7 protein-coding genes are annotated in these 18,622 nt (G+C 47.2%); 1 reads left to right on the top strand and 6 read right to left on the bottom strand.

Features of this window, described 5'->3' with window-relative positions:
• Nucleotides 1-261: 261 nt before the first annotated feature.
• Nucleotides 262-1,566, top strand: coding sequence for an amidohydrolase (locus GKG41_RS11270; RefSeq protein ID WP_154258666.1), 1,305 nt, complete (start codon nt 262-264; stop codon nt 1,564-1,566).
• Nucleotides 1,567-1,644: 78 nt separating this feature from the next.
• Here the strand turns inward: GKG41_RS11270 and GKG41_RS11265 are convergent, their stop codons facing one another.
• From GKG41_RS11265 to GKG41_RS23310, 6 genes are all read right to left on the bottom strand, one after another.
• Nucleotides 1,645-2,916: an HD domain-containing phosphohydrolase gene (locus GKG41_RS11265; RefSeq protein ID WP_173015607.1), complete on the bottom strand. Its 1,272-nt coding sequence runs from the start codon at nt 2,914-2,916 to the stop codon at nt 1,645-1,647.
• Nucleotides 2,917-3,027: 111 nt separating this feature from the next.
• Nucleotides 3,028-4,635, bottom strand: coding sequence for a response regulator (locus tag GKG41_RS11260; protein WP_173015606.1), 1,608 nt, complete (start codon nt 4,633-4,635; stop codon nt 3,028-3,030).
• A gap of 147 nt (nt 4,636-4,782) precedes the next feature.
• Complete coding sequence (locus GKG41_RS11255) at nt 4,783-6,429, bottom strand: extracellular solute-binding protein (protein ID WP_154258662.1); 1,647 nt, start codon at nt 6,427-6,429, stop codon at nt 4,783-4,785.
• Nucleotides 6,430-6,441: 12 nt separating this feature from the next.
• Nucleotides 6,442-7,176, bottom strand: a complete 735-nt coding sequence (locus tag GKG41_RS11250) for a response regulator (RefSeq protein WP_154258660.1) — start codon at nt 7,174-7,176, stop codon at nt 6,442-6,444.
• Entirely contained in the window at nt 7,154-8,887 is a 1,734-nt protein-coding gene (locus GKG41_RS23885) for a histidine kinase (RefSeq protein WP_154258658.1), read from the bottom strand. The genes GKG41_RS11250 and GKG41_RS23885 overlap by 23 nt, the downstream gene beginning before the upstream one ends.
• A 131-nt stretch (nt 8,888-9,018) precedes the next feature.
• Nucleotides 9,019-18,495, bottom strand: a complete 9,477-nt coding sequence (locus GKG41_RS23310; protein WP_206672013.1) for a family 43 glycosylhydrolase — start codon at nt 18,493-18,495, stop codon at nt 9,019-9,021.
• Between the last annotated feature and the right edge of the window lie 127 nt (nt 18,496-18,622).

The following is an 18,622-nucleotide window of genomic DNA, read 5'->3' as shown; positions in this document are numbered from 1 at the left end:
TATATTTTTCTTTTGTTACTTTTTCTGTTTCGTAAATTTTACGTATCTTGTTTACGTAACAAACATACATCTTTTTACTAAACTTGTCAATTATTTTTCGCTATTTCTTTTCTTGTGTTTACATTTTTGTTACTTTCTAATGATCTACGCACACATTTATTGACATTTTTCACAATTGACAACTTCCGGCCGTGAGGTATACATTAGAAACATAATTGAGTTTTTCATTTTTGTTACGTTAACATCCAATCGGAGGAACCTATGAAAGAAAATTATGTATTTACTAACACCACAATCCTAACCCTGGATGACACTGCCCCTGTACGGTATAACGCCTGCCTGGTAACCGAAGACGGGCGTATCTCCCATATTGGACAGGAACCTCCCCAGCAGCTCCCTGCCCGGCACAAGAAAATCGACGGAAGAAACCTTCTCCTCTGTCCCGGACTTGTAAATGCCCATACCCATACGCCTATGACTTTGCTTCGGGGATTTTCTGACGACTGTCCTCTGGATCAGTGGCTGTCACATATCTGGCCTGCAGAGGAAGCCCTCACGGATGACGACTATTACTATGGCTCTCTTCTGGGAATTGCAGAGATGCTGGCCTACGGGACAACCTCTGTCAGCGATATGTATCGGTCCTCCCACACCATTCTCCGCTCTGCTGTGGACAGCGGGATAAAGGCTAATATCTGCGAAAGTATTACCTGCTCTGCAGACCAGGATCCGGCTCTTGTTCCCTCTGTCAGGCGATCCATTGACCTGATTCATACTTATAACGGCTGGGACAGGGGGCGTATCCGGTGCGATACCAGTATACAAAGTGTATTTCAGACCACCCCGGCCCTCTGGGAGTTTATCGGGGATCTGGCTGTCAGGGAACATATAGGGATACATACCCATATCTGCGAAACCAGTGAAGAAGTGCAAAATTGTATCCAAAGTTACGGTTGTTCTCCCATTACCGCCCTTCAAAGGGCGGGGGTGTTTCGTTCAAGAGTGGTTGCTGCTCACGGTATCTATGTTTCAGAGGAGGAGCTTGAGATTCTCAGTTCCTCCAGGGCCGTTATTGTTCACGATCCCTGCAGCAATTTAAAATGCGGCTGTGGGTTTGCCAACCTGAAACCTTTTATTAAACGGAGGATTCCTGTTGCTCTGGGAACAGACGGGGTTTGTTCTAACAATTCCGGCGATATGTTTGAAACTATGAAATTTACTGCTCTGCTCCAGAAGGGAATCCATAAGGATCCGGAATTTGCGGACGCCGGCCAAGTGCTCTCCATGGCGGTTCAGGGAGGACTCCTGTCACAGGGACGGGAGGGAGAATCCGGCATACTTGCCCCGGGGCGGGATGCCGATATCATCGCCCTGGATCTGAGTCATCCCGGCCTCTCACCCCTTACTTCACCTGTGTCTAATCTTGTTTATGCCGCCCACGGAAATCATGTGGCCATGACTATGGTTCGGGGGGATATATTGTATTATAAAGGGGAATTTATGACCATTGATTTGGAAAAAGTAACGTATGAAGTGAAGAAATGCATGGAAAGACTGCGGTTATAATATACCGGTAACAGCAAAAGATACCCTGAAGGGAATGTCACCGCAGATAACATTTCCTTCAGGGTACCTTTTTCATCTCTATAAATTTTTTATTATCTTATCATTCTCCAGATATTCTCTTTTAATATTATAGTAGGCATCCAAAATAGGCTGACACCGCTGCAGAGTATGTTCCATAATCCCTTCGTAATCCGCCACCATACAGCTGACGCATTCTGCGTCAATGGTGTTCTCCCTTCGCATCCCCTCTATAATGCTGACTACCTTCTCTTTGGGATATGCATCCTTATAACTTCTGGTCCCTGTGAGGGCGCTGACAATATCTGCAACAGCCACAATTCTCTCTCCCTTTGTCAGATCCCTGCCGGTAAGTTTTCCCGGATATCCGGAACCATCCAGTTTTTCATGATGCCTGAGGGCAATCCTCTTTGTGGTCTCATCCACATCTGTCCCAAGAATCTCTTCCGTAATATTTACATGGGTCCGCATAATATGCATGGCCTGAGGGCTTAACCTTCCCGGATACTCCAGTATCTCTACAGGTATTCCGATTTTCCCCAGATCGTGGAGAAGGGCGCCCCGCACAATACTGGTGATCTCCCTCTCACTCATCCCCATTCGAAGAGCCAGCTCATAGCTGATACTGGTGGTCGTCATAGTGTGCGTTACCGTATGTCTGCTGCGGAAATCTATGGTACAGATCACCATCCTGAGATAGTTTTTCACTTCTTCTTTTGTAAAAGGAAGGCTGCCCAGCAAGTTCTTAAATTTCTCGTCTTCCAGGGCTCTCTTTTCTAACAAGCCTTCCGTCCCTGCCTCCGTCACAAGTTCCACCAGCCAGGGGGCAAATTTATTGCCGCTCTCCTGTCTCAGCAGTACTGTGAAATCCTCCCAGCGGTGTCCCTCTTCCTCCATGTACACATCTGTTCTGTCCGCGATATTAAGAATCTGGGCAAGTGTCTTTATCTCTTCGCTTACATTCCCCATCTCCTTTAGCTGCTTCCAGGAAGTGTGATGAAGCAGCACAACCGGGGCCAGTCTGGCAAGGGGAGAAAAATACTTAATAAACAGATACCCATAGTTGGAATGCTCCCATACATTCTCCGTCTCAAACTCCAGCATTCTGCTAATCTCTTCGGTTTTATAAGCACCTATATCGTGCAGCATGGCCAGGATACAAATATCCCTCATCTGAACTGCGCTGTATTTTCCTGTCTTTTTCAATATCTTTGACACCAAATATGAAGTCCTGTAACCATGGTTCATAAGCCTGGGATCCACATAATTGCAGGATCTTCTCATAATCCCCAGGATCCCTTTATTTTCTATCCGATCAATGTACTGCAGCATAACTGGTGCCTGCCTTTCTCTGCGCTTCGCTGTGCAACCGCGTATAATATTTCATTATACAGGATGATCACTGCTTATAGCAAATAAAACAGATACAAACATTATGCTGCTTTACCTTTGTTTTCTGTTTCTCTTACGATATTCAGAGGGAGTGCATCCCTGCGTCTTTTTAAAAATATAGCTGAAGTAATGATTATCCTGGTATCCTGCCTCATACCCAATCTGGGAAAGCTTCTTATCTGTACCGCACAGCTGTTTCTTTGCGTGTTCCATCCTTACCCCGGTAAGATACTCAACAAAGGTCTTTCCCATCTTTTGATGAAACAGTGAACTGAAATATCCCGGACTTATCTTCAGATGAGCCGCCACTGTATTTAGTGATAAATCACTTCTGCTGTAAAACGTATCAATGTAGGCAAGACTTCTTTTTACAGAAAAGCCATATTTCTCGCCAGACTGCTCATCCCGGAGTTCAACTGCTTCCTTAAGCAGCATCCTCAGATAAGCCTTCAAACTGTCCCGTGAATGAATGTTCTCAGCCGCACGGTTGATATCAGAAGCCTCTGCGGAAAGGCTGCAGGCTTCTGCACCTATGCCGTCCAGAAAGGTTATGACGCCGAGATACACATCCAGCGTAACATACTGCCTCAATACTCTGAACTTATACAGCCCTTCCCCCACTGCATCCAGATATGAGTTCACAAAGGCTTCCTCCTCTCCGCACAGGCCATTTCGCAGAAAATGGTCCAGTCTGCATCTTGCCTCCTTTGACTGCATAAGAAGACTGGCATAAAACTCTTTTCTCTGCAGACCGCCTTCCTCCTTACAGCAGTAAACGAACTGGTTCTGGTCCTGGAAATGTCTCCCGGAAAACGCCTTTTCTGCGTCCCGGCAGGAATAAGGAATATGAGACAGAGAGGACACGGTTCTTCCGATACCCCCAAAGAAGCTTACCTCTCTGTATGGCTGGAGAACCTCTGTCAGACGGGTGCAGCACAGATTTAAACGGTCGTTCACTGATCCCAGCCTGTCTCCTTTTATCAGAAGGACCCATCCGTCCCGGCCCCGATCAACGGCAATTGTATGTTTTAGTTCTTTTATGCATTCCCTGATGCATTTTTCAGCCTCCTGATCTGCAGGGATATTAGTGTGACTCCTCATACCAAACAAGAGTACCGCAAATTCGCTTCCCTGGAAATCAATGCCCAGTCTTTTTCCCTGCCCCAGAATCTCTTGTTCCGGCATAGTCCCCGAAAGGACGGCCAAAAGAAGTTTGTATTTCTGAAGCCTCCTGTTTTCTTCTGTCTTCTCCCGGAATCTTTCCAGCTTCCTTCGTGCCGCTTCTTCTTTTATCAAATCGGCAGCAGCGTTTTTCACTGCCTTCATCAATTCCCCGGAGTCTACAGGCTTCGGCAGGAAATCCGTAATACCGATGGAAATGGCCCGCTGAATATGCTGAAATTCTTTACGTTCGCTGAGTGCCAGAATTTTAATATGAGGCAGCTCAGTTTTTACCAGCCTGCTCAGTTTCAGGCCATCCATGCAGGGCATAAAAATATCAGTGATTAAAATATCCGGCTGTTTCTGCCGTATCATGGGATATGCCTGCATTCCGTTTGCAGCATCCCCTACTATCTCAAACCCTTCTCGTTCCCAGGGCATATTGTTTTTAATTCCGCTGCGCATCATTGATTCATCTTCAACTAAAAAAACCTTCATGAATTCTCTCCATCCGGCACCACTGGGGGTACCATTGTCCATCAAAAAAAGGATATCTGTCCACTTTATCATTATAAAGCAGCTGATATCCTGTCCATATGGCTCTATTTTTATATTTTTGTCTTATTTTTTATTTCCCAGTCCACCTCATTCTCCATTGCAGGCATCCCCCTGCATTCTCTGTGAGCACTCCTGCATCTTCTGGTCTGTCTTTTTTTCTATATCCGGAAGACCCATCCCATCCATCGTATCCAGCATCTCCCTATACAGTGCTTCAACACTTTCCTCATCCGGAGCTGTAACAATTTGAGCAGTCAGCTTCTTCTTATATGCCTCCAGGTTTTCCCGCGTCTCTTCCTCCCCGTCAGTAAAATCCAAATATTTATCCGAAAGGTTTACTAGGGATGCGTCATACATTTCTGTTCTTTCATCCAAAACATATGCACTTCCCGCATTTTTTGTCATAATCTGGGACTTGCCTGATCTGGTATCCGGATCTGGCTCTGGCATCACTGTATAGCTCCAGTCTGTATTCACAAACGGCCAGTATATATTCAGTCCGGTCTCTTCCCGCTTCTCCCCATTTTCTGCACGGATAGCTTTTCCAGCGGCATCCAGCGTATAATCTTTTCCCTCAATCCCGTAAAAAAGAAGCATCAGCCCCTCTTCACTGGTTACATAACTTAAAAATTTCGCTGTTTCCCCTGGATATGGGTTCTCTTTGGATATGAAAGTCTGGATCCATCCCAGATTTCGAAAATTTTTCCCATATACAGGGGATGCACCTGTATCGGAATAAATTGCCCCCGGTGATATCCAGCAGAGAGAACTGTCATATCCAGTATTGGCAATATTTCCTATAAAGGCAAATACTCTTTCCTCAGAAAAAAGCTTCTTTATTTCGCTGTTATCCATGGTGAGCTGTTTCATATCTGCATAGCCTTCCCTGATGGTACGGTTCATAAAATGCAGGGCATGTTTATAATTGGGATCCCGAAGGATATCCTGATAGTGCCTCTCGTCATTTACAGGCACTGCGCCAAAATTCATCTGCAGAAATGGCAGGGAAGATTCCTGGTAGGCATTGCCGTCATAGAGAAGCGGTATCACCGGTTTTCCGTTGACCGACAATCCCATGGATTTCACCTTCTGCAGCGCCTGCACAAACCCGGTCTCTGTCTTTAGTTCCTCCAGAGTTATTCCAGAGGCTTCCATGAGCTGTTCGTTTATGATAACAGCATTATTCTCATGGTATTTCTGCAGTTCCTGATAAAAAGTACTGATTTCTGCATACCGCGCCCTGTTGTCCTCTGAGCTAAGGTGGCTCGGCAGCGCATACCAGCCCCCGTCTCTCTCCGTCAATCCCTCTTTTATATCCCCGGGAAAGTCTTTCAGAAGATGAGAATCCGGGTCATATGTTTCGAGAAATTCATCCATCCTCCATACCTCACCCGAAGCAGTTAGCTTATCTATCATTTTTTCATCTGTGATAGAAATTATATCTGGGAGCTCCCCATTTGCAAGCATCCAGCTTAACTTCGTCTCCGCATCTTCGGGCGGTATTTCCATCTCAAAGGTAAGGCCCGTCTTTTGGGTAAGCACCCCCTGCACAGTATCCTCACTACAATCCCAATCTTCAGGGGGATGCCAAAAGCTCACATCCGAAAACCAGGTAAGCGGAAGCACCTCTGAAAGTGTATCGTTTTCCCCCTGTCTGTCCTGGCTGCACCCGTTCACTGCCGCTGTGAGCACAAGAAGAAACAGGTACCCTGTTTTTTTCACATTCCATTTCATGCTATCTTCCTTCTACTGTTCTTTTCTGTATTTGCTGGGTGAAAGTCCGGTCTGCCTTTTAAAGAGCTTTGTAAAATAAAAATAATCGCCGTACCCTACCTGTTCTGCAACCTCTAAAATACTCAGGGAATCATCTTTCAGCAGCTCTTTTGCCTTTTCTATACGTCTTCTGGTAATGTGCTCTGTATAGGTACTCCCTGTCTCCTTTTTTATCAAATTGCTTAAATGCCCTGAACTGATACTATATTTTTTTGCTAATTCATTCAGCAGGATATCCCTGGGAAAGCCCTCATCAATATCTCTCATAACCTCTGTCATCATATGGCTTAAATGCGCCCCTTCCTTCAATGGATCCGGAGCGCCCTGTTCCCTGCCTTTCAGTGCATCTGAGAGTCTTCTCAGCACATCTGTCAGTTCTTCTGCCGACACCTGCTTCAAGAGATAATCAAATGCTCCGTACCGGACCGCTTTTCTGGCATACTCAAATTCACTGTAGCCGCTCACGAAAATCACTTCCACGGGAAGTTTTTCTTCCTGAATAGTCTCCATCAGCTGAATGCCGTCCATCCCGGGCATACGGATATCTGATATTGCCACATCTATGTTTCCTTTATTCAGAAGTTCCATCGCTTTCAGTCCGTTCTCTGCCTCTCCTGCTATGCAGTATCCCAGGGCCTCCCAATCAATCAGCGTTTTCAGCCCATAAAGCGCCCATGGTTCATCATCAATTAATAATACCTGATACATCTATGCCTCCTGCCGCGGAATTGGGAATACAAACAGTTACTGTGGTTCCTATGTCCTTCTTGCTGGTGATGTCAAACTCTGCATGTTCACCGTAAAACAATCTAATTCTGTGGTATACATTAGCAAGCCCAATCCCATACCCAGAATCAGGTTCTCCCGGAAATATTTTTTCTCTTTGCTCCAGGTGCTGCAGAATCTCTTCTAACCTGTCTTTTTCAATTCCGACACCATTGTCCCTGACCTTTATGTGTATCTTTCCGGCCCCCCGGGGTGTCAGAAACACCTCCACCCGGCCCCCTTCTACCTTCTGTTCCAACCCATGAAAAACCGAATTTTCCACCAGAGGCTGAAGCAGCAGCTTAATTGTGGTACAGGAAAGAATCTCTTTCGAAGCATCTACATTCACAGATATCCTGCCCATAAACCGGTGTTCAATAATCTTCGCATATTCCTGGATGTTCAGTACCTCATCTGCGATAGTTACACAATCGTCTCCTTTCACCGTATACCGGTAAAACCTGGACAGCGCACTGGTTATCTCTGCAATCTGGGGCACATTATAATAAGCTGCCATCCCACGGATACAGTCAAAAGTATTGTAGAGAAAATGGGGATTTACCTGGTTTCTGTATGATATGATCTCCATCTGTTTTTGATCCAGTACCATTTCATACATCTTCTTCTGAGAGCTTTGGACATCGCTGCTCAGCCTCTGAATATCATCCAGCATCTGGTTCAGACTTCTTGCCATATCTCCGATTTCATTTTTATAGTCCATCTCCAAACGCTTGTCTTTCTCTCCCAAGGGATAACGCTTCGCGAATTCAGTTGCCTTTTTTACAGGTCTTAATATACCTGTCCATAGGGTAAATACAAAAAAGGCCAGGATTACTGCAATTGCCGCAAAGGCCGCTGTACAGTATTTCCGTATGGTCTGTCTGCCAGCCTGTAGCTCAGTTCCCGGGACATCGCTGACCAAGGTCCAGCCCGCTTTTGAAAGCTGTGTGCGCCGTGTAACATATTCTGCATCTTTTCCCCCATGCAGTCCCTTCTCATCATGCTTTGCCCCCCGGAAGGCCATGCACCTGTCATTCTTATCCAGAATAGATATGGCAGAACCCTGTGTCACCAGAGAATTCTCCAGGATATCCCCCAACTGTCCGCAGTCCATAAGAAGCACTCCGCTTCCCAGCCTTTTCTTAGTCTCTGTACTCTTCAAGTCATAGATAGGGTAAACAATCGCATAATATTTTTTGTCCTTCCCCAGACATCCGGTGTAGACTACCTGGGAAACGCTCTCAATCCCGGCAGGTATCGTACGGTTAGTTCCCACGCCGGCACACAATTCTCCCTTGCCGTCATATATCATTACCCCTTTTATCCCCTTTTTCAGGGACATAGCATTGCTGCACACCGCGGATACATCCTCATACGCAAGTACTCTGTCAACCTCCTGAGACAGACCGATATAATTGATAATGGTAGGGCTGTAGAAAAGGGAAAGTGAGATGTTCTCCATATCATCTGTAAAAGCGGCAACTCTCCCTTCTACCTGCTGCAGAAGCTTTTCATTTGATTCCAGAGTTGTTCTCTTTACTGCCCTTCCTGTCATAAAATCTATGATTCCAAAGGAAACCAGCATAAAGACTGTGATGATGGCAATCAGTACTGCAATTTGGCTTTTTATATTTAATCTGCGAAAAAAATACACCTTTTGTCCTCCGTTTGGCTGTGCTTTTACTGCAATTATAACATACTTTCCGTAAGGAAGTACGGGCGGATAAAATTATTACCGGCTGCCATTAAAATGACGCCGGTAATAATCTTATTCCTCAATTTTTCTTATCTGGTCTTTGTCCAGGCTCCGGAAGCATTGACATAATACTTCCCTATCCACTTACTGGATGCCATTGCACCGCTGCTGTACAAATAGTACCATTTACTTCCTACTTTTATCCAACCCGTGGCCATTGCTCCGTTTGCTTTCAGGTAATACCAGGTCTTTCCATCCAACAGCCAGCCCGTGGCCATTGCCCCATTGGACTTCAGATAATACCAGGTCTTTCCGTCCAGCAGCCAGCCCGTGGCCATCGCTCCGCTTGCCTTCAGATAATACCAGGTCTTTCCATCCAGCAGCCAGCCCGTGGCCATTGCTCCATTGGATTTCAGATAATACCAGGTCTTCCCTAACTGCAGCCAGCCGGTTACCATTGCTCCGTTTGCCTTCAGATAATACCAGGTCTTTCCATCCAGCAGCCAGCCCGTGGCCATCGCTCCGCTTGCTTTCAGATAATACCAAGTCTTTCCGTCCAGCAGCCAGCCCGTGGCCATCATTCCGTTTGCTTTCAGATAATACCAGGTTTCCCCTAACTGCAGCCAGCCGGTTACCATTGCTCCATTTGCCTTCAGGTAATACCAGGTATTGCCATCCAGCAGCCAGCCCGTGGCCATCGCTCCGCTTGCTTTCAGATAATACCAGGTTTTTCCGTCCAGCAGCCAACCGGTAGCCATATACGTGTCTTCATTAAAGTAATACCACTGTCCGTCAATCTGCTTCCATGTCTCAGCCAGGAAACTTCCGTCCGGATTTCTGTATTTCCATTTGCTTCCTTCCTGTACCCAGCCGGCCTGAATCTTTTCTTTCACAGTAACCTGGAAGTCAGCCGTCTTCTCTTCATAGGATACAGTCACCGTCTTGGTCCCCGGCGTCTTGGAATCAAATCCCTCAAGTTTGCTGTCTTTGGTCACATCTTTACTTGTTCCGTCACTGTACAGAGCAGTAACTTTCATTCCGGCTGTGTTCAGCTCCTCCCCTACGAGATATTCAGTCTTATCCGGGGCTTTGACCTGAATCTTGGTTACTGTCACATCCGGTGTCTCTGCCTTGACCACCACTTCTGCAGATACCTTTATTGCTCTGCTGCTGTACAGCTGTTTATCCTCTGCGTCATACTTAGTGGATCCGTCTTTTCCAACCCACTGCCCCTTGTTCGCACTGATGGACTGTACCGTACCCACAGCCTTATAGGTTCCGGCCTCGTCTAGATTCACATCAGAAGTATCCCAGATTACCGGAAGTTCTGAGGTGCCCATATTATATGCCAGGTTCACCTGTGCAGTCTGCGGCAGTAGCTCTGCCAGCTCCTCTGCTGCTTTTCCCTGGCTGATTTCTACACTGTCAAGTTCCTCTGTCACTGGGGATACAGCATCTGCCCCTCTGACTGCATCATATTGCTTTTTCGTCAGTGAAATCACTCCGCCGTGCTTCGTGTTCGGCGTCAGGAAATAATCAGGACTGTCAAGATAATCCCATCCCTGGTTCAGGTCCGTAGATATCATCGGCTGATAACCGGGAGAGGGAAGATCATCTACAAAGAGATACCAGCGGTTGTCATTGCTGTGATCTTTAAACACTGCAGGGCCTTCTACCGATCCAAAACGGCTTTGACCGATTCTCTCCTGCACTCTGGTCCACTGCGTACCTTCCTTCCACCACTCTTTGTCATCCGTATATTCCATGATAATCTGTAATTCATTGCTCTTTGTTATATGGTAGGTTCTGCCTTCGTTCTGAATAATGGTGGTATCGATCCAGCCTTTGGCGCCTCCATCCAGGAATTTTCCGCCGTACTCAAAGGTTTCCTGTGTGAAATCCGTGGTTGCTCCCCACATTATGTTCTCAACACTGGAAGCATCATGGTTGGGATCATCCTCTGCATAGGTTTTAGAGGACCAGTATACGACAAAAGCGCCTTTTCCTTCCCCATAGTAGTCCGGTACCCAGGTAGCTTCCGGTGCCCACATCATACCAAGCTCCGCTACCTTGTTTCCATCCATATCACGGGCCACGTCAAACTGACGTACATCGCTCCAGTGGATGAGATCCTTGGATTCCCACACATTCATCTTTGTGCTGTAGCTCTTAGACCATGTACCCCAACCTGCATCGTCGCCGCCAAAGACACGAAGATCCGTTGCTATGATATAATAAGTTTCTGTCTCCGGATTGTAAGTGATATAGGGATCTCTGGTACCGGTGGTTCCCATGTTGGATGCCAGTATCGGCTCACCGCCGTTGAGGGGATCCCACTGCTCCGGATTATCTCCTCTGGATATGTCAAGGTAAATCTTCTCACAGTATCCGTTGCTGTCCTCAATAAAGTGGACCATCATGTACCCGTAAGGATCCTCCTCGCCCACTTCTGGTTTTACCGTCACATTTACTTCCTTTCTCATCTGCTTTCCACAGATAGAGATAACGGCAGTAAGTTTTCCTTCCAGAGGTTCTTCTCCCGCAGCCGGCTGAACCACTTTTGCGGACAGTCCGTCTTCAGCAATTGATACTTCCTCCATTGCAGATTCCCAGGTCACGGTTCCGTCATAATCAGGAAGCGTTGTATTGGCATCGCTGATGACAACGTCTTTGACTTCCTCTGCCTTCTTTTCAAGCATCAGATTTACAAAGCTGTCATCCGGAATCTCTTTTATCTCTTCCGCTGTGAGGGCTTTGCTGTAGATTTTAAAGTTATCAATCCAGCCCTTATAGTACTCGCCGCTGCCCCAGTTTGCTTTACCAATCTGAAGAATGCTGCTGTTTCCCAGAAGTTCTTTCACTCCATAAGTGCTTGTCTCCTGCGCCTGTTTTACTCCATTTAGATAAATGACTGTGTCGGTTTTGCTGATGACTACATCCACATGCACCCAGTCACTTCCAGTGGTTACAAATGGGTTCTTCGGCCGGCCGTTTGTGTTATTGTACCGTTCAGCAGTTGTTGTGCCGTTATTTGTAAGGATACCAATATATTTTTCTTTCCCATACTCCTGCCTGTTTCCGTTGGGAGCGGCGAACATCACCCAGTTCGTTGTTGTGCGATCTGGTTTTGCTTCATAGGAGATCGTTAGTTCCTCTGCACCGGTAAGAAGGCTCTTTCCGTCTTGATCTGTCACTGTCAGATAGTTGGAAGCAGAACCATCCAGATACAGAGCCTTTCCATTTTCGTCATAGCTCTCTTTTAACGTATAGCTGCCCGTTGCTCTTGCCTTTTCGCTTGTCAATCCGGTCTCTTCATCATTAAAGTGGAAGTCAGCCAATAAACTGTCATCCTGGGTACCCTCCACGATAACATCAAAGGTGGACTCAAATCCTCCATAGCTTACCGTTACAGTTTTACGTCCCGGTATCCTGGAATCAAACCCGCTCAGCTCACATTCACCGGTCACATCTTTGCTGCTTCCGTCACTGTACTGGGCGGTCACCTCCAGACCTGCGGTGTTCAGTTCTTCACCCACCAGATACTTTGTCTTCTCCGGGGCTTTGACCTGAATTCCTGTTACCGTTATTTCTGGTTCCTCATCCCTTGTAACAATAATGTTGTCATAAGTTCCTGTGCGCAGGAATCCTGTCTTATACGTGCATCCCAGACTGGCATCTACTGTGTCCAGAGCGCTCAGCTTAAAGCCAAGCTCCTGTGCGCCTATCAGTGTCTTCTGGCCTGCCACTACTGAGACTTTTCCTGTGGCATCATCCTCACTGTATATGATTTTTATGTTCTGCCATTCGTTCAGCTTCACTGGTTCGGATAATTCGTATTCTGTCTCTGTCCCTGCCGCACATACCTTCAAATACCCTTTGTTATCCTTCCGCTGGGGAATAATACGGAAATGATTGTCACTGTTTCCAATCATCGCCATGGATGTATTGTCATCAAGTCCGTCAATGTTCACATCCATGCCCAGAGTAAAGTTTGTATTTTTAAAGATTGCCTGTGCCTTTTCAAAAACACCGCCGCCGTTTGCCGGGCTGTTGCCTCCCTCGATCCATCCGGACGTAATTCTAAGTACATTGCCTCTCTCGGCATCTTTTTCCACAGATGCACCATTTCTGGCAGTAATGACCCCCTGCTCCTCCAGCGCCTCTCCGAAGAATTCAACTACATTTACCTGTGCGGTTCCGATTCTGCCCGGATTTGCTTTGGACGCTGCCGTGACGGTAAGCTGCTTTGCCGTCTCATCCGCTCCAACTGTAAGAACACCCTCCGGCGTCATCGAGGTACTGCTGCTGCTGTTCCCTTCCACCTTCCATGTAACGGATGCGTCAGCTTCCTCTTTTGTTTCTGCTGCAAAGGACTGTGTACTTCCTTTTCCCACAATGGTGATACCCGGAGTTACTGTGATATACTTCACCGTAGGATTGTCAGACGCAGGGGTTACAGCCGTCACGCCCTCCAGCGTGGGCGTCATAGTCATGTAGCCGTTTTTGTCAAAGAATATCTCATCAATACAGGTTTCCCTGTGCTTCCCAAGACCATCCCCTGAGGTGAAAATATTCAATGGAGTATAGAATCTGTGGTAAGCCATGTAGTAATGATCCTGTCCTTTTTCGTCTCTGATATAAAGAATAGAGGACTGGTGGGCACTTCCAAGGATTCCTTTTTCCGTATCCTTCTCAAGCAGAGTACTGTGTTTTGTAATGGAACCGTCCAGTGTATCGGAAGTTCCGTATTCTACATGGTAGTTAGGGCTGTTGGCATCATCGCAGGACCAAGTCCAGTGATAGACTCCGTTTACCTTGATTACATTTACAGATTCTCTGAAGTTTGTCAGGCCATTCAGTTTCCGGATGGTATCCTTCTTAATACTCATCATATCATCGCCCAGCTCTACGATCCCTGCTCCGCCGTTGCCGTACAGCAGATAGGATTTTCCGTCGTCATCGGTAAAGATGCCCGGATCAATAGCCTGACCGATCCCTGCTCCGCCCTCTGAACTGATGGTTTTTGTCATCAGGGGCTCCCCTTTGTCAACATAAGGGCCTTTTGGGCTGTCTGCTACTGCAACACCTATGGCAGACTCCCCGTTTAACTGCTTTCCGCAGTAATAGAAGTAATATTTTCCATTTTTCTCTTCAATGGTAGGTGCCCAGGCACTTCCCACTGCCCATTTAGACGCTGCAATCTGTATCCCGTTCTCATTTAATCCGGGATTATCTTCCTTCAAATCCATAATGACGCCTTCATCCGTCCAATTTACCAGATCCGGAGAAGAGAACGCATGGAACTGATATCCGCTCCAGGAGGGATAACCGTCTGTGGTTGGGAAGATCCAGAACTTACCGTCAAAGAAATCCAGATCCGGGTCTGCATACTGACCGGGTAATACAGGGTTATTACTGATCACAGGTTTCTTTATCGTCCAGATTTCCTCCGTACCGCCTGACTGCAGAACCACCTGCACATCCTCGGACAGATCCAGAGCCGTCCCGTTTTCAAAAGACTCTCCATTTACAAGGATGGCGTCTACTTCTTTGTTCAAATAAAAGGTAACAGGAGTTTTTTTACTGTCAGCTGTCTTCCGGATATAGGATGTCACTGTCATATTCTCCTGATCTACTTCTGTCAGAATTGCCGTATGATCATCGGTCCCTCTGTACTCAAGGGCCGTCTCCCTGTCAGGTGCTGTCCCTACCAGTACATCCTTGACTGCCGGCAGCTTACTGAGTAAATTATCAGCTAAGGCTTTGATCTCCTCATCGCTCAGAGTATAATTAGCCACTCTGAAGTTGTCAATCCAGCCTTTGAAATATTCACCGCTGTTCCAGTTCGCCTTTCCTATCTGCAGGATACTGCTGGTTCCGAGAATCCCCTCCAGTGTATAGCTGCTGGCTTCGCCGGCCTGTTTCACACCGTTTACATAGACAGAAGTATCTGTTTTGCCGAATACAACATCCACATGGTACCAGCCGGAGCCTGTGTCTGCATATGGATTAACAGGTCTGCTTCCCGAATTATTGTAACGTTCTGCTGTGGTGCGGCCCCCTGCTTCCAAAATGCCCAGATATTTTTCATTCATATAGGAAACCGGATTGCCGTCCGGGGCTGCAAAGAACGCCCAATTTGTCTCGGTTCTGTCTGGTTTCATATCATAGGATACCGTAAGCTCCTGAGCCCCTGTCAGCAGGCTCTTTCCGTCCTTGTCTGTAACCGTCAGATAATTAGATGCCGATCCGTCCAGGTACAGCGCTTTGCCGTCATAGCTGTCTTTGAGTGTATAGGTACCCTCTGCTTTTGCGTTTTCACTGGAGAGCCCTGTTTCCTCATCGTTAAAGGTAAAGTCTGCCAATACCTTCTTATCCCCTGTGGGGGGCTCAATGTTGGCAAAGGCTTTCCGGACAGCATGGTATTCTTCCTCTGTAATGGGAAGAATGGTGCCGTGGCGCTTCTTCAGGGATCCAAAATTTACGTCAGATGCCGGAGACCAGCTGTCTGTACTCATGTCTGCCATATTCGTTGTCCGGAATGGCAGATAGCCTCTTCCCTCGGCATACTGATCACACATAAGACCCCAGGTGTCAACCTTGTTTCCGTCTTTGTCTGTCAGGAAGTCTCTGTCGTTATACTTAAAGAATTCCGGGCCTTCAAGCTTTGCCCCGCTGTAATTGTTATTGTTAAAGATATCCTTTAAGGTTCCGATGATTTTCCATCCGTCGTATATAGAATCACTTTCTTCAATAGTGATCTGTCCGTCGCCGGATGCACGGTAATATTTGCCGTTGGCTTGGATCATTGTGGTATCAATGATGGAGTGTTCTCTGTCAATCCAAAGCACGGGTTCTGAGAATGTATAGAAGTCACGGGTAGTGGCATAATACATATTCATGGGATCACCCAGTTCATTGCTCTCACCCGATGCCGTAGCCCAGTAAACTACATACTGGCCGGTCTCTTCATCATAAAATGCTTCCGGCGCCCATGCACAGCCCGCACCCGGAATCCTGGATGCCACATCCACCAGACGCGGTTCGCTCCAATTTACAAGATCAGAAGATTCCCATACCACCAGACTGGTGCTTCCGGTAGTAGTAGCAGCAGCATTGCCCCAGCCGCCTCTGTGATAGATGCTCAGGTCTGTGGCGATCAGGTACGTCTTATCGCCCTCGGGAGAACGCACCAGATAGGGATCTCTGACACCTTTGTCTCCCAGATCAGAAGAAAGGACAGGGTTTCCATTTTCTCTGAGATCTGTCCACTGGCTTCCGTTCTCGCTTGTGGCAAAATATATCTGTTCGTCGGTGCTTCTGCCTTCCGATCCGGTGAAATGCGCAAACAGATATGCTGCGGTTTCCCCTTTTTCTTCGGGTTTTGCTTTTACAGTAAACGTAAAGGATTTACTGTCCGCACTGTCGCCCACGGAAACATCTGCGGTAAGCTGAATTTCCGTGTCTTTTGCCGGTCTGGTTACCACACCGGCAGGAATTGTTCTTCCGCCTTCGGATGTCTGATCTTCCACGGTAATTAGATCTTTTCCGGCTTCGTTCACAGACCACTGAACAGCTGCCCCGTTTGCAAGCTCTGTAGGAAGTGTAATATTCCCGTAGATCTCTGTATACGCAAAGGTCAGTGAATTCATGGCCTCCTCCAATATAGAGTCCGTCCCGACAACCTTCACGGTAAACGTTTTTTCTGCAGTAGCGCCGTTCAGGTCAGCCGTTGCAGTTAAAATCACCTCTGCATCCTGCTGTGCTGGAGAAACCTCTCCGGCATCAGTGATCAAATCTTTCCTGTCTGAGCTCCAGATAATGCTGCTTCCGTTGCCGCCAACAGAGGGCAGGTCCAGATCTTTATACACGGAGTCCGGCAGAGAGATTTTTTCCAAATCAGCTGCTGCCAGCTTGTCCTCAGCCATTGTGGGAGAGTATACCTTAAAGCCTTTCAGAGCTCCGGTAAATCCAGGATCTGCAGAATACAGGGATTTTCCGATATATCCGCAGATGTCTTCCTCTGCATTTGTACCGTCTGTGAGTATCTTCTGTATAGAGTATCCCGTTTCCATCCCACTGACCACTTCCACTCCATCCACCAGAAGGCGCATGGTTCCATTCTCAAAATCAAGACGAACGGTAGCATAAGTATCCGGTGTAAGCTTGGCCGTCTGGGCAAGCAGCTTTTCTGATCCGCTCTTGATGCCGGCACGAATGGCTCCGCCGCCCTGCATTGGATTCACAAACACATAGTTGTTTCCGGTTCCGCTGACCTTTGTTCCCAGACACCACAGCCAGTGGTTTGCCTGCTTGCTGGTCTTAACGGTCGCCTCAACAGAAAATGTTTCTCCCTGGATTAATCCCTTGGGAAGCTCCACATATTTGTTTTTATCACCAGTGAAGTTCAGCACTGGGCCGCTGTCTTCTGTAAAATCAGCATCTGTCATACCCACAAGCCTGGCGTCCATTCCATTCCCGCTGGTATCTGTCAGTGCATCCCCCTGATGGCTCATATCATAAGAGGCCACCAGATTTCTATCGTCTTTGTCCTCACTGGCCTTTACAAGCACCTCAAAAGAACGCTCTGCCGTGGTGCCGTTACAGTCTGCGGTTGCCGTCAGCAGAACCTTGGTATCAAATGGCTGGCGGGTAACGGTACCGTCTGTGCTGATTACATCTTCCCGGTTTGAGGTCCATGTAATTACACTCCCGTTTGTTCCCGCCACAGGAAGCTCTATATCTCCCTCAATTACCTCAGGAAGTGTAAGCTCATTAACATCAGCCTCCGCTGTGTCTCTGTCCGGGTTCTCAACCGGAGAGTACACGCTAAACTCCGTCAGAGTTCCGGCAAATGCTTTATCTGGTGTATAAAGTGATTTTCCGATATATCCGCAGAAATCTTCTCCCTCATTTGTTCCCGCATTCAGGATATCCTGAATAGAATAATTGCTTGCGATATCGTCTCCCACCTTGGCGCCGTCCACATACAGCTGCATGGTGCCCCTGTCAAAATCCATCCGCACTGTGCTGTAAGTATCCGGTGTCAAAGAAGGCATATTGCCGAACAGCAATTCTGTAGCCCCATCCTTCATACCTCCGCGGATGGTGCCGTTATCCTGCATAGGGTTTAAAAATACGTAATTATTCACATTCGGCCATGTGTTCTCCTTCGTACCAAGGCACCATAACCAATGTCCTGCGGCTGTGCCGGTTTTGAACGTTGCCTCAATGGAAAAGCTTTCACCTGTAATTAACCCCGCTGGGAGTTTCACGTACTTGCTTTTGTCAGCTGCAAAATTAAGTACCTCGTCTGTCCCATCTTCTTCGTTGAATCCAAAGTCGTCGTCCGTAAAGCCTACCAGCTCTGCATCCATCCCGTTGCCGCTGGTGTCTGTCAGCATACCTTCTGCATGGCTCATGTCATAAGAAGCCGCCAACGTTCTGACGATACTGTCATTCCCTCCCGGATCCGCGCTTACAACCGTAGGCGGGATCATGGAAAACAGCATGCTTGCGCTGAGTATCCACGCGGTAATGCTCGTAGATAGTTTCCTTTTCCTCATCTTCATCCTCCTGTTCTTATTTGATTTTTCTCTGTCCTGACGGGCAGAAGTGTCCCTGAAAAGAGATACTTTGCTTTCATTTTAACAAATACAGTCAGGTCCTCTTATGACTATGATTTTAAAAAGG

This window comes from Lactonifactor sp. BIOML-A5 (assembly GCF_009677585.1).
Lineage (GTDB): Bacteria > Bacillota > Clostridia > Lachnospirales > Lachnospiraceae > Lactonifactor.
Note: the sequence above shows the minus strand (reverse complement) of the source record. Positions and strands in the feature narration are given on the sequence as shown.